Annotated in this window: 22 protein-coding genes; all 22 read left to right on the top strand. The window is 39.9% G+C overall.

Features of this window, described 5'->3' with window-relative positions; all coding sequences use genetic code 11:
* The first annotated feature begins 463 nt into the window (after window positions 1–463).
* The 22 genes from rpmH (at window position 464) to FLM47_RS15485 (ending at window position 20,781) form a co-directional block, all read left to right on the top strand.
* The gene (gene rpmH / locus FLM47_RS15590; protein ID WP_008112968.1) at window positions 464–598 is read left to right on the top strand and encodes a 50S ribosomal protein L34; all 135 of its coding nucleotides are present in this window, start codon (window positions 464–466) and stop codon (window positions 596–598) included.
* 7 nt (window positions 599–605) lie between these two features.
* On the top strand, window positions 606–1,031 hold the full coding sequence (rnpA, locus tag FLM47_RS15585) for a ribonuclease P protein component (RefSeq protein WP_008467046.1): 426 nt from the start codon (window positions 606–608) through the stop codon (window positions 1,029–1,031).
* Window positions 1,032–1,157: 126 nt separating this feature from the next.
* Complete coding sequence (gene yidD, locus FLM47_RS15580; RefSeq protein WP_024601490.1) at window positions 1,158–1,433, top strand: membrane protein insertion efficiency factor YidD; 276 nt, start codon at window positions 1,158–1,160, stop codon at window positions 1,431–1,433.
* An 8-nt stretch (window positions 1,434–1,441) separates the two neighbouring features.
* Window positions 1,442–3,079 carry a membrane protein insertase YidC gene (gene yidC, locus FLM47_RS15575; protein ID WP_138608896.1) on the top strand — a complete coding sequence of 546 codons (1,638 nt, stop codon included), beginning with the start codon at window positions 1,442–1,444 and terminating at the stop codon, window positions 3,077–3,079.
* A gap of 130 nt (window positions 3,080–3,209) precedes the next feature.
* Entirely contained in the window at window positions 3,210–4,574 is a 1,365-nt protein-coding gene (gene mnmE / locus FLM47_RS15570; protein ID WP_138608898.1) for a tRNA uridine-5-carboxymethylaminomethyl(34) synthesis GTPase MnmE, read from the top strand.
* 943 nt (window positions 4,575–5,517) lie between these two features.
* Window positions 5,518–5,967: an FMN-binding protein MioC gene (gene mioC / locus FLM47_RS15565; RefSeq protein ID WP_178956825.1), complete on the top strand. Its 450-nt coding sequence runs from the start codon at window positions 5,518–5,520 to the stop codon at window positions 5,965–5,967.
* Between the two features lie 428 nt (window positions 5,968–6,395).
* On the top strand, window positions 6,396–8,285 hold the full coding sequence (gene mnmG / locus FLM47_RS15560) for a tRNA uridine-5-carboxymethylaminomethyl(34) synthesis enzyme MnmG (RefSeq protein ID WP_178956824.1): 1,890 nt from the start codon (window positions 6,396–6,398) through the stop codon (window positions 8,283–8,285).
* Window positions 8,286–8,300: 15 nt separating this feature from the next.
* The gene (gene rsmG, locus FLM47_RS15555) at window positions 8,301–8,921 is read left to right on the top strand and encodes a 16S rRNA (guanine(527)-N(7))-methyltransferase RsmG (RefSeq protein WP_008112113.1); all 621 of its coding nucleotides are present in this window, start codon (window positions 8,301–8,303) and stop codon (window positions 8,919–8,921) included.
* A gap of 14 nt (window positions 8,922–8,935) precedes the next feature.
* Window positions 8,936–9,721 carry a ParA family protein gene (locus tag FLM47_RS15550; protein WP_008112117.1) on the top strand — a complete coding sequence of 262 codons (786 nt, stop codon included), beginning with the start codon at window positions 8,936–8,938 and terminating at the stop codon, window positions 9,719–9,721.
* A gap of 20 nt (window positions 9,722–9,741) precedes the next feature.
* Window positions 9,742–10,668, top strand: coding sequence for a ParB/RepB/Spo0J family partition protein (locus FLM47_RS15545; RefSeq protein WP_075169486.1), 927 nt, complete (start codon window positions 9,742–9,744; stop codon window positions 10,666–10,668).
* A gap of 142 nt (window positions 10,669–10,810) precedes the next feature.
* On the top strand, window positions 10,811–11,191 hold the full coding sequence (locus tag FLM47_RS15540) for an ATP synthase subunit I (protein ID WP_008112121.1): 381 nt from the start codon (window positions 10,811–10,813) through the stop codon (window positions 11,189–11,191).
* A 15-nt stretch (window positions 11,192–11,206) separates the two neighbouring features.
* The gene (atpB, locus tag FLM47_RS15535) at window positions 11,207–12,064 is read left to right on the top strand and encodes a F0F1 ATP synthase subunit A (RefSeq protein ID WP_008112123.1); all 858 of its coding nucleotides are present in this window, start codon (window positions 11,207–11,209) and stop codon (window positions 12,062–12,064) included.
* A 67-nt stretch (window positions 12,065–12,131) separates the two neighbouring features.
* On the top strand, window positions 12,132–12,374 hold the full coding sequence (atpE, locus tag FLM47_RS15530) for a F0F1 ATP synthase subunit C (RefSeq protein ID WP_008112128.1): 243 nt from the start codon (window positions 12,132–12,134) through the stop codon (window positions 12,372–12,374).
* Between the two features lie 41 nt (window positions 12,375–12,415).
* Window positions 12,416–12,886 carry a F0F1 ATP synthase subunit B gene (atpF, locus tag FLM47_RS15525; RefSeq protein WP_008112130.1) on the top strand — a complete coding sequence of 157 codons (471 nt, stop codon included), beginning with the start codon at window positions 12,416–12,418 and terminating at the stop codon, window positions 12,884–12,886.
* Between the two features lie 16 nt (window positions 12,887–12,902).
* Window positions 12,903–13,436 (top strand): F0F1 ATP synthase subunit delta, encoded by a 534-nt coding sequence (atpH, locus tag FLM47_RS15520; RefSeq protein WP_008112132.1) that lies wholly within the window; start codon window positions 12,903–12,905, stop codon window positions 13,434–13,436.
* Window positions 13,437–13,450: 14 nt separating this feature from the next.
* Window positions 13,451–14,992, top strand: a complete 1,542-nt coding sequence (atpA, locus tag FLM47_RS15515) for a F0F1 ATP synthase subunit alpha (protein ID WP_008112134.1) — start codon at window positions 13,451–13,453, stop codon at window positions 14,990–14,992.
* Between the two features lie 59 nt (window positions 14,993–15,051).
* Window positions 15,052–15,912: a F0F1 ATP synthase subunit gamma gene (gene atpG / locus FLM47_RS15510; protein ID WP_008112136.1), complete on the top strand. Its 861-nt coding sequence runs from the start codon at window positions 15,052–15,054 to the stop codon at window positions 15,910–15,912.
* 33 nt (window positions 15,913–15,945) lie between these two features.
* The gene (gene atpD / locus FLM47_RS15505; protein WP_008112138.1) at window positions 15,946–17,331 is read left to right on the top strand and encodes a F0F1 ATP synthase subunit beta; all 1,386 of its coding nucleotides are present in this window, start codon (window positions 15,946–15,948) and stop codon (window positions 17,329–17,331) included.
* A 13-nt stretch (window positions 17,332–17,344) separates the two neighbouring features.
* Window positions 17,345–17,767, top strand: coding sequence for a F0F1 ATP synthase subunit epsilon (locus FLM47_RS15500; protein WP_008112140.1), 423 nt, complete (start codon window positions 17,345–17,347; stop codon window positions 17,765–17,767).
* Window positions 17,768–18,064: 297 nt separating this feature from the next.
* Entirely contained in the window at window positions 18,065–19,423 is a 1,359-nt protein-coding gene (gene glmU, locus FLM47_RS15495; RefSeq protein ID WP_178956823.1) for a bifunctional UDP-N-acetylglucosamine diphosphorylase/glucosamine-1-phosphate N-acetyltransferase GlmU, read from the top strand.
* A 445-nt stretch (window positions 19,424–19,868) separates the two neighbouring features.
* Window positions 19,869–20,177 (top strand): hypothetical protein, encoded by a 309-nt coding sequence (locus tag FLM47_RS15490; protein ID WP_178956822.1) that lies wholly within the window; start codon window positions 19,869–19,871, stop codon window positions 20,175–20,177.
* Window positions 20,178–20,301: 124 nt separating this feature from the next.
* Window positions 20,302–20,781, top strand: coding sequence for a DUF1240 domain-containing protein (locus tag FLM47_RS15485; RefSeq protein ID WP_256729586.1), 480 nt, complete (start codon window positions 20,302–20,304; stop codon window positions 20,779–20,781).
* Window positions 20,782–20,897 lie beyond the last annotated feature (116 nt).

The raw sequence follows: 20,897 nt of genomic DNA, 5'->3' as shown, positions 1-20,897 counted from the left end.
TAATGATTCAAAAATCACACCTGTATTGCGTTTAAATGGCTCAATAAGCAGCCCAAGACCGACTATTATGAATGCACTTTATCCACAAGTAAAAGATTGATTTTGTAAAATTGTTGATATCGATGTATAAATATAATAACAGACTGATTCTAATAGCTTTTTATTTTAAAGCTTGATTAGAGATCATAACAAAACTGGCAGCAGATCGCGACCACAATTTACGATCTAATTTACTTTTCCCATGCTTTTATTCACTTTTTATACAGGGGCTGTGGAAAACTTCTTATTTATGATGATCCTATCGGATCATGAAAATTGATCATAAATAAACATGCTTTACGCACTCTATTATGATTGACTTTTCGTCACTTCATCTATAATATCTCGCGCTCGCAATGGCACCTGTGCCAGGATCGCGACCTGCATAGGATGTTTTAACTTTAACCGATCGGATGAGATTGTTATGAAAAGAACTTTTCAACCTAGCGTTTTAAAACGCAAACGTACACACGGTTTCCGTGCTCGTATGGCAACTGTAAATGGCCGTAAAGTATTAGCTCGTCGCCGTGCTAAAGGCCGCAAAGTTCTTTCTGCTTAATTTATAAGTGGAAGACTTTAGCTTTGGCAGGGAGTTACGTCTGTTAACTCCCTCGCATTACTCTCGCATATTTAACGAACCCGCTCGGGCTGCAACTCCTTTCTTTACCTTATTAGCAAAACCAAGTGACCAGTCAAAACCTAGATTAGGCCTTACTGTTGCTAAAAAACGTGTAAAAAAGGCATGTCAACGAAACCGTATTAAACGTCTTGCTCGCGAAAGTTTTCGTTTAAACCAACACACGCTCGATAATATTGATATTGTGTTGATGGTTAAAAGTGGCATTGATGAACAGTCTAATGAAGAATTAACCAAACAACTTACAAAGCTGTGGCGTAAGATTAATGAACGCTGCAAACCTGGTGCCCCTAAACCGCCACCATTTAAAAAACGCCCAAACAAATCAGCTAAATCGACTAAACAAACCCAATAGCAATAGAATTACAGGGTTAATTAAGGTATCTTTAGCTCACCTTTTAATCATGCGTTTAAAATCTCATAGTGAGTCTTTAAATACATGGTATCTATTCACTAAACATAACGTAGGGGCATGTACAACATGAGGTTACTTAAACCACTTGCTGCTTTACCAACACGTTGTTTAGTTTTATTTATCCGCGGTTATCAAAAGTGGATTAGCCCGCTATTAGGTCCGCATTGTCGTTTTAATCCAACATGCTCTAGTTACGCTATTCAAGCAATTAATTTGCATGGATCGGTAAAAGGGAGTTGGTTAGCAGTTAAACGCATATTAAAATGCCATCCTTTACATTCAGGCGGAGACGACCCCGTTCCTGAAAAATTAACCCGTATTAACCACCAACACGAGAAATAAGAGCTGTTATGGAATCGCAACGCACGTTTTTATTCATCGGCCTAATGCTAGTGTCGTTTTTATTATTTCAAGAGTGGAATAATGACTACAACACACCAAAAGCCGATCCTAGTGCCAACACACAAACACTACAATCTAACTCACCTGATTCTGATGATTATGTACCTTCGTCAACAGACGGTGATTTACCAACTGCAGCAATCAGTGCAAAACGTTCAGTAATCGATATCACAACTGACGTATTCACTGTAAAAATAGATACCCGCGGTGGTGATATTGTTGAATCAGACCTACTGCAATACGAAGAAGTAAAAGGTGAAGAAACACCCTTTATGCTTTTGGGTGAGTTTGATGGCAATCAATACTTCTCTCAAAGTGGTTTAATTGGTTTAAATGGCCCAGATGCATCTGCAAATGGCCGCCCTGTTTATAGTACACAGCAAAAAAGCTATACAATGAATGGTGATGAACTGCGTGTTCCTTTAACGTTTACTGATAGCAAAGGTGTTACCTTTACTAAAACCTATGTATTCAAAAAAGGCCAATACGACGTTGCTCTTGAGTACACTGTAAACAACACCACTGCTGAGCCAATTCAAGTACAGCTTTACACACAAATTAAACGTACTGTGCAAGAAAAAGGTAGCTTAGTTGACCAGAACTATCTTGGTGCTGCTTATGGCTCTAGCGAAGAGAAATATGAAAAGTACAGTTTTTCAGACATGGCTGATAAAAACCTCAGTATTAATACTCAAGGTGGTTATGTTGCCTTTATTCAGCATTACTTTGTAAGTGCTTGGGTACCAATGCAAGATCAAACTAATACTCTTTATAGTTTAATTACTAAAAGTAATGCGGCTATTATTGGTGTTAAAGACGAAGCGGTTAATGTTCAAGCTGGTAGTGAGCAAGTACTTACTGCAACTTATTACATGGGCCCTAAAGAGTCAGATAAACTTGAAGCCATTCATCCAGACCTAGACTTAACAGTTGATTATGGTTGGTTGTTTTTCATTTCGCAGCCGTTATTTGTGCTACTTAAATGGTTACACAGTATTTTAGGTAACTGGGGTGTAGCAATTATTGCCATCACTATTATCGTTAAAACATTAATGTATCCACTGACTAAAGCACAGTACACCTCAATGGCTAAAATGCGTGCGTTACAGCCTAAGATGAAGGCGCTAAAAGAAAAGTATGGCGATGATCGTCAAAAATTCGGCCAAGCGACTATGGAAATGTACCGTAAAGAAAAAGTGAACCCTATGGGTGGCTGTTTCCCTATTTTACTGCAAATGCCAATCTTCTTAGCCTTGTTCTATGTATTCTTAGAATCAACAGAACTACGTCATGCTGAATTTGTACTTTGGTTAACTGACCTTTCTGCAAAAGACCCATACTACGTATTACCAATTTTATTTGGTGCGAGTATGTTCATAACGCAAAAACTACAACCTATGACGGTTACCGATCCAATGCAGCAAAAAATGATGACCTTTATGCCGGTTATCTTCTCTGTATTCTTCTTATGGTTCCCATCTGGTTTAGTACTTTACTGGTTAGTGTCTAACCTTATTTCTATTGTCCAGATGTTAATCATCTACCGTGGCATGGAAAAGAAAGGAATTAAAGTAAGGGGCGATTAAACTCCCTACTTATATAAAGGCGACTTAAGTCGCCTTTTTTATTGCCTATTTTTTATAACAGCATTCGCGAGTGCCTATTTGATAGGTTACAATACCGCCATTACGTTATTTAAGTTGGCAAATAAACCGCATGATCAATCACGATACAATTGCAGCACAAGCCACTGCCCCAGGCCGAGGCGGTGTTGGTATTATTCGCGTTTCAGGAAACCTAGCCAAACAGGTTGCTGAAAAAATAATAGGCAAAGTCCCTAAAGTTCGTTATGCCGACTATGTGCCATTTAACACCCTTGCAGGTCAGCAACTTGACCAAGGTATTGCGATTTACTTTGCTGGCCCACACTCATTTACCGGTGAAGATGTACTCGAACTCCAAGGCCATGGTGGCCCTGTTGTTCTTGATATGCTACTCAAAGAAATAAGTAAAATAGACGGTGTGCGTTTAGCTAAACCAGGTGAATTCTCTGAGCGTGCGTTTATGAACGACAAGCTTGATTTAACTCAAGCAGAAGCAATCGCCGACTTAATTAATGCAACTAGCGAGCAAGCCGCTAAAAGTGCTCTACAATCACTTCAAGGGCAATTCTCTAAGCACATAGAAACCCTAGTTGAAAAAGTCATTCACTTACGTATGTATGTGGAAGCGGCTATTGATTTTCCTGACGAAGAAATCGATTTTTTATCAGACGGAAAAGTGGGCGGTGATTTAAATGCCATCATCGAGCAGCTTAATGCCGTTACCAATCAAGCCAAACAAGGCAGTATAATGCGCGAAGGTATGCGCGTCGTTATTGCAGGTCGTCCTAATGCAGGTAAATCAAGCTTACTTAATGCATTAGCAGGACGAGAAGCGGCCATCGTAACTGAAATAGCCGGCACCACTCGTGACGTATTACGTGAGCATATACATATAGATGGTATGCCACTGCATATAATAGATACCGCAGGCCTACGAGAAAGCCCAGATAAGGTAGAGCAAATAGGCATTGAACGTGCCTGGGATGAAATAAACCAAGCTGATCGGGTGCTATTTATGCTTGATGGCACCGACACCACTGATACCGATCCACATGCTATTTGGCCTGAATTTATGGCTAAGTTACCCCAAGGTATGGGCGTGACTGTGATCAGAAATAAAGCCGATTTATCAGGTGATGTAGTCGGCATAGATCAAAAACAACAATATCCTGTCATTAGTTTAAGCGCTAAAAATGCTGATGGTATAGAGTTAGTTCGTACTCACTTAAAAGCTTGCATTGGTTTTGATGGTGCTACAGAAGGTGGTTTTATGGCACGCCGTCGTCACTTAGATGCACTAGAACATGCTGCGTATCACTTAGATACAGGTAAAACACAATTAGAGATGCATGTGGCCGGTGAAATCCTCGCGGAAGAACTGCGTTTAACACAGCAGTATCTTAACGAAATAACTGGTGAATTTACTTCTGATGATTTGCTTGGCAAAATTTTCAGCTCGTTCTGTATCGGTAAATAGTCGAACTATTAATTTGATCATTAAGGGCACTTAGGTGCCCTTTTTAATGCCCTACTATTTTTAATATCGACTCGCCAAAATGTATTTTAATAACTCACTTTAAAAACCAAACAGACTAAAAAATACAGCTAAATTGCACCAATATTAGCCTCCATTTATGTTTAAAAATGTGTTTAAGGCAGATGAGCTAAACCTATAATCACACCAAACAGCAGATAAACTACCTACATTCATAGTAAAAAATTAAGCTTATCTCCCCCTAAAAGAGAACCTATTACATTAGCTTTTCAAGCTTGGCCATAGGTAATTATTAAACCATAAAAATAAAACGTACCTAAAAAGTAAGTTTGATCGCCCACTCCACCAGCAAAATATAGTTAATTTCTTAGTTTAAATTGATGAAAATTATTTTTTGCAGATCAGTTATCCACAATTGGGGTTTTATTGCCTTGAAAATGAGTTAAAAGCGATAAAAAGTAAAAATATGCTGTGTTTAAATCAGTTAAATAGTGATTTTTAGAAAATAAAAATGGATTTTTAGTCTGATCTGCATAAATGGATCATTTTTTTTAATTATTCTCGATCCCAATTTTAAGTTATCAACATGCTTTGTATCCACACTAAGATCAACACGCCTTTATTTATGAATTTGTGCTAGCTGGTGGTTAACACTCAATATAAAATCAATAACTTAGCAAACTATTTATAACATTGCTTTTTAGTTAAGCAGAGCTTTCCCCAACCTTATCAACAACTTGATCAGAAGATTACATTTAAATATATTTTGTTAACTCATTAATAATCAACAAGTTAAAGCACTAGTTAGCGCGACGGCTTAAATTACCACAAAAATAGTTATACAAAATAGCACTCTTAACTTTACTGTTATACTCACTGAGCTATCATATGCAGCAATTAAAACTAATAGTGATCAGCCATATTCATGAGTTCAGTAAATATTATCGTTGGTAGTCAAATGGGATCCGCCGAGTACGTTGCAGAGCAGTTAAATGATGCACTTAACAACCAAGGGATTAATAGCCAACTACATGATCAACCTGAATTTAATGAAATAGATCAACAAAATACTATTTGGTTGGTTTGTACATCAACCTACGGTGCGGGTGATTACCCTGACAACCTGATTGGTTTTATCGAACAAGTATCACAAGTGGATGATCTTTCGCATTTAAAGTATTCGGTTATTGCACTTGGCGATACTAGTTACGACACTTATAACCTTGCAGGACGCAATATAGATGCCCTTTTAAGTCAAAAAGGCGCTGTAAAAGTAGCACAACGTTTAGAGCTTAATATTCTTGATGAAGCACTGCCCGAAGATACGGCCTTAGCTTGGTTAGACTCATGGATAACACAAACAGGTTTAAAATAGAAAGATCAAGCGAAAAGTTATAAATAAAGTTACCCACAATTTACTAATAATTTAATAGATTTTGTGGATAAACACTGATTAAACTGCTTTTTTAGTCATGCTTATCCATGGGATAAGATCGAGCCTTGATCGGCCTGTGTATAACAGCCCGTTTTGATCAGAGCTTATTTGCCTGAAGATCCGATCATACTAACACCTTTAGATCCGATCTAATTATATGTTTTTAATCATGATCTAAAGCTTATCAACAGAAAACCCGATCAGTAGTAGTAATAGTATTAAAAGATCTCTTTAAAAGATCCTTTATATTATTAGAGATCACTTACTTAGATCTTGAGCACTGTTTAATCATTTATCTTCTGCTAATTTCTAGGTAGAATACGCTCCCTTTTGAAGTTTACTGGTTTGATTTAAGTAGGATCCCATTAATGATTTTTCACGAAAATTTTGACGTTATCGTAGTAGGTGGTGGACATGCAGGCACTGAAGCCGCATTGGCAGCTGCCCGTATGGGGATGAATACCCTGCTGCTGACTCACAATATGGATACCCTTGGTCAAATGTCTTGTAACCCAGCAATTGGTGGCATTGGCAAAGGCCATCTGGTTAAAGAAATTGATGCCCTAGGTGGCGCAATGGCTCAAGCCATTGACAAAGGTGGGATCCAATTCCGTACACTTAATTCCTCTAAAGGCCCTGCTGTACGAGCAACGCGTGCACAAGCGGATCGTGCCTTGTACAAAGCGGCTATTCAAAATACACTTCAAAACCAAGAAAACTTAAAGATTTTTCAGCAATCATGTGATGATCTAATCGTTGAAAATGATCGTGTAACCGGTGTGGTGACACAAATGGGTTTGCGTTTTAGTGCACCTAGTGTGGTACTAACCGTGGGCACATTCTTAGGCGGTCAAATTCATATCGGCCTTGAAAATTTCAAAGGTGGCCGAGCTGGCGATCCGCCTTCAATTGCCTTAGCTGATCGCTTACGTGAATTACCATTTAGAGTAGATCGTTTAAAAACCGGCACGCCACCGCGTATTGATGCCCGGACTGTTGATTTTAGTAAAATGCAAGAACAACCAGGTGATGCACCAACACCGGTATTCTCATTTATGGGTAAACAAAGCGACCACCCACAACAAATTCCGTGTTACATCACTTACACCAATGAAAAAACACATGATGTTATTCGCAAAAACTTACATCGCTCACCTATGTACTCAGGTGTTATCGAAGGAATAGGCCCACGTTACTGTCCGTCTATTGAAGATAAAATTGTACGTTTTGCAGATAAAGATAAACACCAGATCTTTGTAGAGCCAGAAGGTTTAACGTCATACGAGTTATACCCTAACGGTATTTCAACTAGCTTACCGTTCGATGTGCAGTTAGAAATTGTGCAATCGATCACCGGCTTTGAAAACGCACACACTTGTCGTCCTGGCTACGCTATTGAATATGACTTTTTTGATCCACGCGATTTAAAACAATCATTAGAAACTAAATTTATTGATGGTTTATTTTTTGCTGGTCAAATTAATGGTACTACCGGTTACGAAGAAGCGGGTGCACAAGGTTTGATCGCAGGTATGAATGCAGCCTTACAAGTACAAGGTAAAGAGTCGTGGACACCACGTCGTGATGAAGCCTATGTTGGCGTACTGATTGACGACTTAGCAACACTGGGTACAAAAGAACCGTATCGTATGTTTACTAGCCGCGCTGAATACCGTTTGTTGCTTCGTGAAGACAACGCTGATATTCGTTTAACTGAAAAAGGCCGTGAACTTGGTTTAGTTAACGATGAACGTTGGCAAGCATTCAACGAAAAAATGGAAGTGATCGCTAAAGAGAAACAGCGTATTAAAGATACCTGGATCCATAAAGATCATGCCATGGTTAATAAAGTAAACGAATTACTTAAAACGCCACTTGTGCGTGAAGCCAGCTTAGAAGAATTACTGCGTCGTCCAGAAGTGCGTTATAACGACTTGATGGCGATTGAAGGACTCGGATCTGAGTTCACTAATCAGGCCGCTCTAGAACAGGTTGAAATTCATACGAAGTACGCAGGTTATATCGCGCGTCAACAAGATGAGATCAATAAGCAGCTTCGTCATGAAGAAACAATTTTACCAAAAGAGTTTGATTATAAAACCGTCTCTGGTTTATCAAACGAAGTAGTTGCTAAGCTAATTGATGCTCGTCCAGACACTATCGGCCAAGCTTCGCGTATTTCTGGTATCACCCCAGCGGCGATTTCGCTATTATTAGTGTATCTGAAGAAGCAAGGCTTGTTACGCAAAACTGCGTAACGGTAAAGGTACATTGTGTTACAGCAACAATTAACAACTTTGTTAGCGCAAACTGATATTGCGCTAACACAAAAACAACAGCAACAACTTGTCCGCTATGTTGAATTACTCGATAAGTGGAATAAAGCCTATAACTTAACCTCGGTACGTTTGCCTCAAGAAATGATGGTTAAACATATAATGGATAGCTTAGTTGTTGCTCCTCACTTGACCGGTCATCATTATATTGATGTTGGCACAGGTCCTGGTTTACCGGGCATAGTGTTAGCTATTGCCTTACCTGAAACGCAGTTTGTATTATTAGATAGTTTAGGTAAACGTGTACGTTTTTTAATGCATGTTAAACATGAGCTTGGTCTTGATAATGTCACCCCGGTGCAGTCAAGAGTTGAAGAATATCAACCAAGTGTTAAATTAGATGGCGTACTAAGTCGTGCATTTGCATCGTTACAAGATATGATTGACTGGTGCTCGCACTTAATTGATCATTCAGGTAAGTTCATTGCACTTAAAGGGGTATTTCCAAGTGAGGAATTAGACTCACTCCCTACAGGTGTTAAGTTTGAGCAAAAAATTGCATTAGAAGTACCGGATTTAGATGCACAACGACATTTAATAATTCTTTCTAAAGACTAGGGATCAGAGACACTGTGGCAAAAGTCATCGCATTAGCAAATCAAAAAGGTGGAGTAGGTAAAACTACCACTGCCGTTAATCTCGCTGCATCTATGGCTGCAACGAAACGTAAAGTGCTGTTAATAGATCTCGACCCGCAAGGCAATGCGACCATGGGCAGTGGCGTCGACAAATATGGTGACGTCCCTACTATCTATGATTTGCTCATAGAAGATAAGCCTATTGATGAAGTGATTATTAAAGAAACCTCAGGCGAATATCATATGATTGCTGCAAACGGTGATGTGACCGCTGCAGAAGTTAAGCTGATGGAATTATTTGCGCGAGAAGTACGTTTGCGTAACGCGCTTGAAAAAATACAAGATCAGTATGAGTTTATTTTTATAGACTGCCCGCCTTCTTTAAATATGTTAACCGTTAATGCCATGGCCGCTGCCGATTCTATTTTAGTACCTATGCAATGTGAATATTATGCATTGGAAGGATTAACAGCATTAATGGACACGATTACGCAACTTGCTAAGTTAGTTAACCCTAACTTACAGATTGAAGGCATACTTCGTACTATGTACGATCCGCGTAATCGACTAGCAAATGATGTATCAGAACAATTAAAACAACATTTTGGCGATAAAGTATACCGTACGGTGATCCCACGTAATGTTCGACTTGCAGAAGCCCCAAGTTTTGGTGCCCCAGCAATGTACTACGATCGAGCATCAAGTGGCGCGAAAGCTTATTTAGCTCTCGCTGGTGAAATGCTACGCAGAAAAGAAAAAACAACTCCCGTTGTCGCCTAACTTTGAGGTAAAAAAATAACATGTCTGCTAAAAAACGAGGTTTAGGCCGAGGACTCGATGCGCTTTTAAGTTCATCTAAACCTGCACCAAGCGAAGGTAAGGAACAGGATACTGCTAACGTAACCAGCGCCGTTGAAAATGCAGCGCAGCCTAGTAACAGTGAATTACAAAAACTACCGATCGAGCTTTTACACTCAGGTAAATACCAACCTCGTAAAGACATGTCTGAAGAGGCACTCGAAGAACTCGCCAGTTCGATACGCTCACAAGGAATTATTCAACCTATCGTTGTACGCCCTGTTGCGCATAACAGCTATGAGATTATTGCCGGTGAACGTCGCTGGCGTGCTGCGCAAATAGCTAAGCTTGAGTTTGTACCCTGTATTATTAAAGATGTACCTGATGAAGCTGCCGTTGCTATTGCTCTGATTGAAAATATTCAGCGTGAAGACTTAAACGCTATGGAAGAAGCGATTGCACTTAATCGGTTGCTTAATGAGTTTGAGTTAACACATCAACAAGTGGCTGATGCAGTTGGTAAATCACGTACGACCGTAACTAACTTATTACGCTTAAATAATCTAAATAACGATGTAAAAATTTTGTTAGAGCATGGTGACATTGAAATGGGTCACGCTCGTTGCTTATTAGCACTTGAAGGCGAAGTGCAATCAGATGCAGCCCGCTTAGCTGTTGCAAAGGCATTGACCGTTCGCGAAACTGAAAAACTAGTTCGCTCTATTTTAGAGCCAGCTCCAGCAAAAGAAGTAATAGAAAAAGACCCAGATGTTAAACAGTTAGAGCAGCAGCTTGCTGATAACCTAGGGGCAAAGGTAGAAATAAATTACAACAAAAAAGGCAAAGGGAAGTTGGTTATTTCTTACACTAATCTTGACGAGTTAGACGGTATTTTAAACCGTATCAATCAAGACTATTCCCACCATTAATTTATTGGATGTCTAAAAAGGGACATTTACAGCGATTTTGTGTTACAAAGCACCTACTCAAGTTGCAAAACTGGCAGGATTAAGTATAATTTCGCCAGTTTTCATACCCTGACAATTAGAGCGTCATAAAGGTTAATTAAAAGTGACTAATAAGTTAGCAAGCCCGTATAGGCTTGCCGCATTAAAATTAATTTGCCTTCAGGGATTTGTAGCCCTTTTAGCTGCACTAATAATTTTTATAGGTTGGGAAACCAATGCCGCACTTTCAGCTCTAGCTGGTGGCGCAGTCGCAGTACTTCCTAACTTTGTATTTGCGCTTTATGCATTCAGATATATGGGTGCAAGTCGAGCAAATCAAGCGTATGCCTCGTTGAAACGCGGCAACGGATTAAAATTTATGCTAACAATCGTTTTGTTTGCACTAATGCTAAAGCTTTATCCGGTAGTACTGCTACCTTTCTTTTGTGCTTATGTGTTGGTGTTGTTTACAGGATTGTTTACACCCGTTTTTTTTAAACATTAACTTTTGGGATATAACATGGCTGCAGAAGAAGTTACTCTATCTAGCCATATTCAGCACCACTTAACCAATGCTAAGATGTGCTCGACCGACGCTGGTCTTGCCTTCAATAAAGCATGTACGGATAGTGGCTTCTGGACATGGCATATAGATACCCTCGCATGGTCTATCGGACTAGGTCTAATATTTTTATGGATCTTCCGTAGTGCCGCAAAAAAATCAACTCTGGGTGTACCTGGAAAACTTCAATGTTTCATTGAAATGGTTGTTGAGTTCGTTGGCGACAACGTACGCGATACCTTCCACGGTAAAAGTAAGCTAATTGCACCATTAGCATTAACAATATTCGTTTGGATATTCTTAATGAACTTAATGGATTTAATCCCAGTTGACTTCCTACCTGCATTTGCTGGCTTTGTTGGCGAAACTGCATTCGGTATGGATTCACACGACGTATACATGAAAATTGTACCAACTACAGATATCAACATGACAGCTGCACTTGCGCTGGGTGTGTTCATTCTAATGATTGGTTACTCAATTAAAATCAAAGGTATCGGCGGTTTTATTAAAGAACTAACACTTCACCCGTTTAGTTCAAACAATACAGCTATGCAGATTCTTTTAATTCCATTCAACCTATTACTAGAGCTTATCGCATTGGTTTCTAAGCCGTTTTCACTGGCTCTGCGTTTGTTCGGTAACTTATATGCAGGTGAGTTAATCTTCATCCTTATAGGTGCTGTAGGTTTAATGCAACTACCGTTGCACTTTGTGTGGGCTGTATTCCATATCTTAGTAATCGTATTGCAAGCATTCGTATTCATGATGCTTACAATCGTATACCTAAGCATGGCAAGTTCAGATAATCACTAATTACTATATTTACTATATTTACAATTTTACTTTTACTTTTAATACAATTGAAACTTTGGAGAAATAAATGGAAGCTTTAGAATTATTAAACGGCTTAAAATACATCGCAGTAGCTTTACTTATCGGTTTCGGTGCAATCGGCACAGCAATCGGTTTTGGTAACATGGGCGGTAAATTCCTTGAAGCATGTGCACGTCAACCTGAGCTAGCACCATCGCTACAAGTTAAAATGTTTATCCTTGCTGGTCTAATCGATGCTGTAGCAATGATTGGTGTTGGTATCGCGATGGTATTGTTGTTCGTACTTTAATTTTATTTTTTGAACAGCTTACTATTTAAGGAGGAGCGGTTGTGAACTTAAACGCCACTCTTATCGGTGAATTAATTGCGTTTACGGTGTTCGTATTATTTTGTATGAAATACGTATGGCCACCACTAAACGGTGCAATTGAAGCTCGCCAGAAGAAAATCGAAGATGGTTTAGCTGCCTCTGATAGAGCCGAGAAAGACTTAGAACTAGCGCAACAGAAAGCTGCAGAACAGCTTAAAGATGCAAAGGCTCAAGCGGCTGATATCATTGATCAAGCTAAAAAGCGTGCCGTGCTAATTGTTGACGAAGAAACTGTTCGTGGTCAGCAAGAGCGTGAAAAAATTATTGCTCAAGGGCACTCTGAAATTGAATCAGAGCGTAACCGTGTGACAGAAGAGCTACGTAAGCAAGTAGCAACTCTGGCAGTGGTTGGCGCAGAAAGAATTTTAGAGCGCGAAATCAATCAAGCCGCACATAGTGACATCGTTGAAAAACTTGTCGCTGAGCTGTAATTAGGAGGGTATGAGCATGTCTGAATTGACTACTATCGCTCGCCCATACGCTAAAGCGGCTTTTGAACTTGCCGTTGAAAAAGGCGCTATTGAAAGCTGGAATGACATGTTGTTCTTTGCTGGCCACGTTGCCAGCAATGAACAGGCATCTACCATTTTAGCTGGATTGCCTACTGCTACCGCACAAGCTGAGTTATTTATTAACTTATGTGGTGAGCAGCTCAACGAACAAGGTCAGAACCTAGTTAAGGTGATGGCTGAAAATGGACGTTTGATTGCACTACCTGAAGTTGCTCATTTATTTTCTGCTTTAAAAGCAGACTATGAAAAAGAAATCGATATTGATGTGATTTCGGCAACACCTCTTGCTGCAGCCCAGCAAGAATCATTGGTAGCGGCACTTGAAAAACGTTTCGCACGCAAAGTTAAGCTGAATTGTAGTGAAGACGCTACAGTAGTTGGCGGCCTTATTATTAAGGCAGGCGACACTGTAATTGACGGCTCTTTACGCGGTAAATTAAATCGCTTAGCCACAACACTACAATCGTAATTGGGAAAAAGAGCATGCAACTTAATTCCACTGAAATTTCAGATCTGATCAAACAACGTATTGAGAAGTTCGAAGTTGTAAGTGAAGCTCGTAACGAAGGTACAATTGTATCTGTTACTGATGGTATCATTCGCATCCACGGTCTAGCTGACTGTATGCAAGGTGAGATGATTGAGCTTCCTGGCAACCGTTATGCTATCGCACTAAACCTTGAGCGCGACTCAATTGGTGCAGTAGTAATGGGTCCTTACGCTGACCTTACAGAAGGCGTAAAAGTATACACAACTGGTCGTATCTTAGAAGTTCCTGTTGGTGCGGGTCTACTTGGTCGTGTTGTAAACACGCTAGGTGCTCCTATCGATGGTAAAGGCGCTTTAGATAACGACGGTTTTGAACCTGTAGAAAAAATTGCACCAGGTGTAATCGAGCGTCAATCAGTAGATGAGCCAGTACAAACTGGTTACAAATCTATCGATGCGATGATCCCAGTTGGTCGTGGTCAGCGTGAGCTTGTTATCGGTGACCGCCAAACAGGTAAAACTGCACTAGCAATCGATGCAATCATCAACCAAAAAGACACAGGCGTTAAGTGTGTGTACGTAGCGGTTGGTCAAAAAGCATCTACTATTGCTAACGTAGTACGTAAATTAGAAGAGCACGGTGCACTTGCAAATACTATCGTAGTTGTAGCATCTGCTTCTGAATCTGCGGCACTTCAGTACTTAGCACCGTTCTCGGGCTGTACTATGGGTGAATACTTCCGTGACCGTGGTGAAAACGCATTAATCGTATATGATGATTTATCTAAGCAAGCTGTTGCTTACCGTCAAATCTCATTGCTACTTAAGCGTCCACCAGGCCGTGAAGCATACCCAGGTGACGTATTCTACCTTCACTCGCGTCTTTTAGAGCGTGCATCACGTGTAAACACTGATTACGTAGAAAAGTTCACTAATGGTGAAGTGAAAGGTAAAACAGGTTCATTGACGGCATTGCCTATCATTGAAACTCAAGGCGGCGACGTTTCTGCGTTCGTACCGACAAACGTTATCTCTATCACCGATGGTCAGATCTTCTTAGAAACTGACTTATTCAACTCAGGTATCCGTCCGGCAGTAAATGCTGGTATCTCGGTATCGCGTGTTGGTGGTGCTGCACAAACTAAAATCGTTAAGAAACTAGGTGGCGGTATCCGTCTAGCCCTAGCTCAGTACCGTGAATTAGCTGCGTTCTCGCAGTTCGCGTCTGACCTTGATGATGCTACTCGTGCTCAACTTGAGCATGGTGAGCGTGTAACAGAGCTAATGAAGCAGAAACAGTACGCGCCAATGTCTGTTGCTGAAATGTCTTTGTCGTTATTCGCAGCTGAGAAAGGTTACTTGCAAGACATCGAAATCTCTAAAATCATGGATTTCGAAGCGGCATTACTTTCTTTCGCAAATAGCACATACGCAGAGCTTATGGCTCAAATCAATGAAACTGGTAACTACAACGCCGAGATCGAAGCGCAGCTTAAAGAACTTCTAGAGAAGTGCAAGTCTACGCAAACTTGGTAATTTAGTTATTAATGGTGTGCTTTATATTCTAAGGCACACCTTGATTCGGAGAGAGAGTCATGGCCAGCGGAAAAGAGATTAAAAGCAAGATCGGCAGTATTAAAAATACTCAAAAGATCACTAGCGCAATGGAAATGGTTGCTGCGTCTAAAATGAAAAAGGCGCAAGAACGAGTGGCTTCAAGCCGTCCATACGCTGAAAAATTACGTAAAGTGATTGGTCGTGTTGCTCAAGCAAATCTTGATTTTACTCACCCGTTCTTAGAAGAACGTGAAGTAAAACGAGTTGGTTATATTGTTATCTCTACTGACCGTGGTCTATGTGGCGGCTTAAACTCAAATGAGTTTAAGAAAGTTGCATTAGACATTAAAGCGTGGAAAGAGAAAGGCGTAGATGCTGATTTTGCTACTTTAGGTAGTAAAGCAGCTGGCTTCTTTCAACGTTTTGGTGGTCAAGTGCTTGCTAAAAAAGCAGGTCTTGGAGATAAGCCTTCAGTACAGGACGTAATTGGTCCGGTAAAAATAATGCTAGATGCATTCTCTGAAGGTAAAATTGACCGTTTATTCCTGGTATATAACAACTTTGTTAATACCATGAAGCAAGAGCCAATAGTAGATCAGTTACTCCCTTTGCCAAAAGCTGAAGAAGAAGTATCTACACATGCGTGGGATTACTTATATGAACCAAACCCAGAGGCTATTTTAGAGTCTTTGTTAGTACGTTTCATTGAATCTCAAGTATACCAAGGTGTAGTTGAAAACGCTGCCTCTGAACAGGCTGCCCGCATGGTTGCAATGAAAGCTGCAACTGATAATGCCGGTGACCTTATGGATGAGTTACAGCTTGTATATAACAAAGCTCGCCAAGCAGCAATCACACAAGAAATTAGTGAGATTTGTTCTGGTTCAGCAGCAGTTTAATGCTTCAGGCAAAGATTAACGAGAGGAATAGACATGAGTTTAGGTAAGGTCGTCCAAATTATCGGCGCCGTTGTGGATATCGAATTTCCACAAGACAGCGTGCCAGCCGTATATGACGCGCTAAAAGTAACAGATGGCGATTTAGCTGGTTTGACTTTAGAAGTTCAACAGCAGCTAGGTGGCGGTGTGGTACGTACTATCGCACTAGGTACTACAGACGGTTTACGTCGTGGTGCTTCAGTAGAAAACACAGGCGAAGCAATTCAAGTTCCAGTTGGTACTAAGACCCTAGGTCGTATCATGAACGTACTTGGTGAGCCAATTGATGAAGCAGGTCCAATCGGTGAAGACGAGCGTATGTCTATCCACCGTGCAGCACCTACTTACGAAGAGCAATCAAGCTCAGTTGAACTTTTAGAAACGGGTATCAAGGTAATCGACCTTGTATGTCCATTCGCTAAAGGTGGTAAAGTTGGTTTATTCGGTGGTGCCGGTGTTGGTAAAACCGTAAACATGATGGAACTTATCCGTAACATCGCAATCGAGCACAGCGGCTACTCAGTATTCGCAGGTGTTGGTGAGCGTACTCGTGAGGGTAACGATTTCTACCATGAGATGAACGATTCAAACGTACTTGATAAAGTATCGCTTGTATACGGTCAGATGAACGAGCCACCGGGTAACCGTTTACGCGTAGCGTTAACAGGTCTTACTATGGCTGAGAAGTTCCGTGATGAAGGTCGCGACGTACTTTTCTTCGTAGATAACATCTACCGTTATACACTTGCGGGTACAGAAGTATCAGCACTTCTTGGTCGTATGCCATCAGCGGTAGGTTACCAGCCTACACTTGCTGAAGAAATGGGTGTACTTCAAGAGCGTATCGCATCTACTAAGACTGGTTCAATTACTTCAATCCAAGCGGTATACGTACCTGCGGATGATTTAACGGATCCATCTCCAGCAACAACGTTTGCTCACTTAGATGCAACAGTGGTACTTTCACGTGATATCGCATCACTAGGTATCTACCCAGCGGTAGACCCTCTTGATTCATCTTCACGTCAGCTTGATCCACAAGTAATCGGTGAAGAGCATTACGGTATAGCGCGCGGCGTTCAAACAGTTCTTCAGCGTTACAAAGAACTTAAAGACATCATCGCGATTCTAGGTATGGACGAGCTTTCTGACGAAGATAAGCAACTTGTATCTCGTGCACGTAAAATCCAGCGTTTCCTATCTCAGCCATTCTTCGTGGCAGAGGTATTTACAGGTGCGCCAGGTAAATACGTTTCACTTAAAGACACAATTGCAGGCTTCAAAGGTATCTTAAACGGTGAGTTTGATGATATGCCAGAGCAAGCGTTCTACATGGTTGGCTCTATTGAAGAAGCTCAAGAAAAAGCTAAAAGCATGTAATTAGGAGGGTAGTATGGCAGCTATGACTGTACATCTTGATGTAGTAAGTGCTGAAGAGAAATTATTTTCTGGTTTAGTAGAATCTATTCAAGTATCTGGTAGTGAAGGTGAGTTAGGTGTTAATGCCGGTCACGCCCCACTACTAACTGCCCTTAAACCTGGTATGGTACGTTTAGTTAAGCAATTTGGTGAAGAAGAACTCATCTATATTGCTGGCGGTACACTAGAAGTTCAACCGAACATAGTGACCGTACTTGCTGATACAGCTGTTCGTGGTGAAGACCTGGACGAGAAAGCTGCAGAGCAAGCTAAACGTGACGCTGAAGCCCAAATGGCAAAAGGTGCATCTGCTGAGCTTGATTACAATCAAGCCGCAATGCAACTAGCTGAAGCAATTGCTCAGCTACGCGTTATTCAGCAATTACGTAAAAAGTAAGCCTATCTGGTTTTTAAAAGCCCACTTTATGTGGGCTTTTTTGTGCCTGATGATAAATCCTGTCGCTATTTGTAAATAAATTAATCGTTATGGCTAATATCTCTTCATTATTACTTATATCTACGCAAGATCCTCGCTACAATAACCCTATTCTATTAGGTGTTACTTTGCTTAAGTTAAGATTCAGTAGTCATTGCTTAGCCTACTGAGTATTTGCACATGATGTGACTTACGTAATCTACTTTGCAGCACACTTATTCTATTAAGCTAAAACAACGGAAAAAGGAAATTGTTTTAATGGCTCTAACAACGGTTATTCTTGCAGCGGGTAAAGGTACCCGTATGCGCTCTGCTCTGCCTAAGGTACTGCATAAAGTGGCAGGTAAACCTATGGTGCAACATGTTATCGATAATGCCAATGCGCTAGGTGCTACATCGACTAACTTAGTTTATGGTCACGGCGGCGAACTATTACAACAACAATTAGCCGATAATAACGTAAACTGGGTGCTGCAAGCTGAACAGCTAGGTACAGGCCACGCAGTGGCACAAGCTAACCCACATATAAATGACGACGACACCGTACTGGTTTTATACGGTGACGTACCTTTAACAAAGCAATCTACACTTGAACGCTTATTAGCAGCGACACCTAAAAATGGCTTAGCAGTATTAACCGTTAATTTAGCAAACCCAAATGGTTACGGGCGTATGCTACGTGTTGATGGAAAGCTAGTGGGTATTGTTGAACAAAAAGATGCTAATGCAGAGCAGTTACTTATTAACGAAGTAAACACCGGCATTATGGCGGTTAATGGTAAGCTTTTAAAAACATGGTTAGGTAACTTGTCTAACAATAATGCTCAAGGTGAATACTACCTAACAGATATAGTTGCTATGGCGCATAGTGAAGGTGTAGAAATTACATCAGCACAGCCTGATCATCCAATGGAAGTTGAAGGTGCAAATAACCGCGTACAACTTGCAGGATTAGAGCGTGCTTACCAAGCATGGCAAGCAGAAGACTTGATGTTAAATGGAGCCACCCTTGCTGACCCTGCACGTATTGACGTACGTGGCGACGTTAAAACAGGGGAAGACGTATTAATTGATATAAACGTTATTTTTGAAGGCAATGTAACGCTTGGTAATAACGTACAAATTGGACCTAACTGTGTACTTAAAAACTGTAGCATCGGTGACAATGTTATTATTAAAGCCAATACACTAATTGAAGATGCATCAGTTGCGGCTCAATGTACACTCGGTCCATACGCCCGCCTTCGTCCTGGTGCAGTAATGGAAGAAGACTCGCACATTGGCAATTTTGTCGAAATGAAAAAAACCCGTTTAGGCAAAGGTTCTAAAGCAAACCACTTAAGTTACTTAGGTGATGCTGAAATTGGCGAGAAAGTGAATATTGGCGCAGGCACAATTACCTGTAACTACGATGGGGTTAATAAAGCAAAAACCATTATTGGCAATAATGCCTTTATAGGGTCTAACTCGTCACTGGTTGCTCCTGTAAACATTGGTGCTACAGCAACTGTGGGTGCAGGCTCTGTTATTACCAATGCCGTAGCGGATGATCAGCTAGCCGTAGCACGTGGCAAGCAACGTAATTTAGATGGTTGGAAACGCCCAGTTAAAAAATAGTAATGACCATTACTTATTAAATATTTAAAGCGAGTTTCATAACTCGCTTTTTTATTATCTAAATATTTTTAATTAATTAGATTACTCAATAACGTATATAAAATATAACTGAAGGAAGTGCGGCATGTCAGCTTATGCTCGTCGTGCAATCGTTGAAAGGAAACCCGAAGCTAGTTAAAAAGTATATTATCAGGTAATGGTCTATTCATTATTAATAGGCTTTAATAAAGTACTGAGTGAAGACCCTTATGGAATATTCGGTACATTATTTGGAGTTCCGAGCATAAAAGTATTATGAAAATATTTAAATGGGAAAAAGCAAGTAAGAGTGGCAGAAACCTCGCTTTTAAAGAATTATTTATAAATTTTTTAGGGCCTATCTTAATTTGCATTATTTTTTTTAGCTTCTATTCAGAAGTTATTAAATTATAAATCTGAATACTTAATGACAGGCTTTGTTAAAGGGTTGTTTATTGCATTATCTTTATTTCTTTTGCTAGTAATCCCTTTCAACTTGTATATAGAGTCATATATAAAAAGCAATGGCTATACTTATTGTAATTGGTATACCAGTCCATCATTCAGAGGTCCCGATGTTTGGTTAAAAAATGATGAGTTATGCTTACAAGATGGCTCTGTCATAACCAGTGATGTTACCGATTGGTTTGAACAGAAAAGTCAACAAGGTATTGAGCCAACAATTAATGAACTTGAAGTTTTTATACAAGAAACTAGAGCAGAGTATAATCGTTAAAATTAACTCAAAATTGCTGCAGTCGTTTTTATTTAAAATAACCAGCTAAGCTAAATAATTTTATAAAGGGATTTTTCTGGCTTCCAAAGGTAAATTTAACCCTAATAAAAATAAGCTATAAACAATGTCTATTTTAGAATGGAAAAAATCCGAAGAACGTTTTACAGAGCAAAGCTTCGAACATAAATTAATTGTTGTGATAGGCCTGTTTGCTTTTATATTATTTACAATTGCTTTATTTTATTTCTCTTATTATGGGTTTGTTGAAAATGTTTATTTTGATGAGTCGCTTTATTATATTCGAGAAAGCGGCTTGTTGGCTCCGATAATAGTAATGGCTCCATTTCCTGTTTTAATGACAATTGCAGGCTTACAAAAAGTATTGAACTTCCGCAATGAAAAAACAGTAAGGTTAATGGTAAAGCTTATGCTGCGCGCAATACCTTTATATATAATTTTATCTATTGTTAATAGCTTTTACATTGAATCTAAATTAACACGTGAGGGATATAGCTTTTGTAATTGGTATACCAGTCCATCATTCAGAGGTCCCGATGTTTGGATAAAAATGATGAATTATGCCTACAGGGTGGCTCTGTCATAATCAGTGATGTTACCGATTGGTTTGAACATAAAAATCAACAAGGTATTGAACCTTCCGTTGATGAGTTAAAAGAGTTTATAAAAATAACTCGAAAAAGGCGCGATGATTATATAAAT

The sequence above is a fragment of the Pseudoalteromonas sp. Scap06 genome (assembly GCF_013394165.1).
Classification (GTDB): domain Bacteria; phylum Pseudomonadota; class Gammaproteobacteria; order Enterobacterales; family Alteromonadaceae; genus Pseudoalteromonas.
Note: the sequence above shows the minus strand (reverse complement) of the source record. Positions and strands in the feature narration are given on the sequence as shown.

What these genes read in the sequence shown, in the direction of transcription:
- mnmG (WP_178956824.1), top strand. Translation starts at nt 6,396, where the DNA reads ATGATTTTTCACGAAAATTTTGACGTTATCGTAGTAGGTGGTGGACAT.
- FLM47_RS15545 (WP_075169486.1), top strand. Translation starts at nt 9,742, where the DNA reads ATGTCTGCTAAAAAACGAGGTTTAGGCCGAGGACTCGATGCGCTTTTA.
- yidC (WP_138608896.1), top strand. Translation starts at nt 1,442, where the DNA reads ATGGAATCGCAACGCACGTTTTTATTCATCGGCCTAATGCTAGTGTCG.
- atpD (WP_008112138.1), top strand. Translation starts at nt 15,946, where the DNA reads ATGAGTTTAGGTAAGGTCGTCCAAATTATCGGCGCCGTTGTGGATATC.
- mioC (WP_178956825.1), top strand. Translation starts at nt 5,518, where the DNA reads ATGAGTTCAGTAAATATTATCGTTGGTAGTCAAATGGGATCCGCCGAG.
- atpH (WP_008112132.1), top strand. Translation starts at nt 12,903, where the DNA reads ATGTCTGAATTGACTACTATCGCTCGCCCATACGCTAAAGCGGCTTTT.
- FLM47_RS15490 (WP_178956822.1), top strand. Translation starts at nt 19,869, where the DNA reads ATGACAGGCTTTGTTAAAGGGTTGTTTATTGCATTATCTTTATTTCTT.
- atpG (WP_008112136.1), top strand. Translation starts at nt 15,052, where the DNA reads ATGGCCAGCGGAAAAGAGATTAAAAGCAAGATCGGCAGTATTAAAAAT.
- atpB (WP_008112123.1), top strand. Translation starts at nt 11,207, where the DNA reads ATGGCTGCAGAAGAAGTTACTCTATCTAGCCATATTCAGCACCACTTA.
- yidD (WP_024601490.1), top strand. Translation starts at nt 1,158, where the DNA reads ATGAGGTTACTTAAACCACTTGCTGCTTTACCAACACGTTGTTTAGTT.
- atpA (WP_008112134.1), top strand. Translation starts at nt 13,451, where the DNA reads ATGCAACTTAATTCCACTGAAATTTCAGATCTGATCAAACAACGTATT.
- mnmE (WP_138608898.1), top strand. Translation starts at nt 3,210, where the DNA reads ATGATCAATCACGATACAATTGCAGCACAAGCCACTGCCCCAGGCCGA.
- FLM47_RS15485 (WP_256729586.1), top strand. Translation starts at nt 20,302, where the DNA reads ATGTCTATTTTAGAATGGAAAAAATCCGAAGAACGTTTTACAGAGCAA.
- FLM47_RS15500 (WP_008112140.1), top strand. Translation starts at nt 17,345, where the DNA reads ATGGCAGCTATGACTGTACATCTTGATGTAGTAAGTGCTGAAGAGAAA.
- rpmH (WP_008112968.1), top strand. Translation starts at nt 464, where the DNA reads ATGAAAAGAACTTTTCAACCTAGCGTTTTAAAACGCAAACGTACACAC.
- atpE (WP_008112128.1), top strand. Translation starts at nt 12,132, where the DNA reads ATGGAAGCTTTAGAATTATTAAACGGCTTAAAATACATCGCAGTAGCT.
- glmU (WP_178956823.1), top strand. Translation starts at nt 18,065, where the DNA reads ATGGCTCTAACAACGGTTATTCTTGCAGCGGGTAAAGGTACCCGTATG.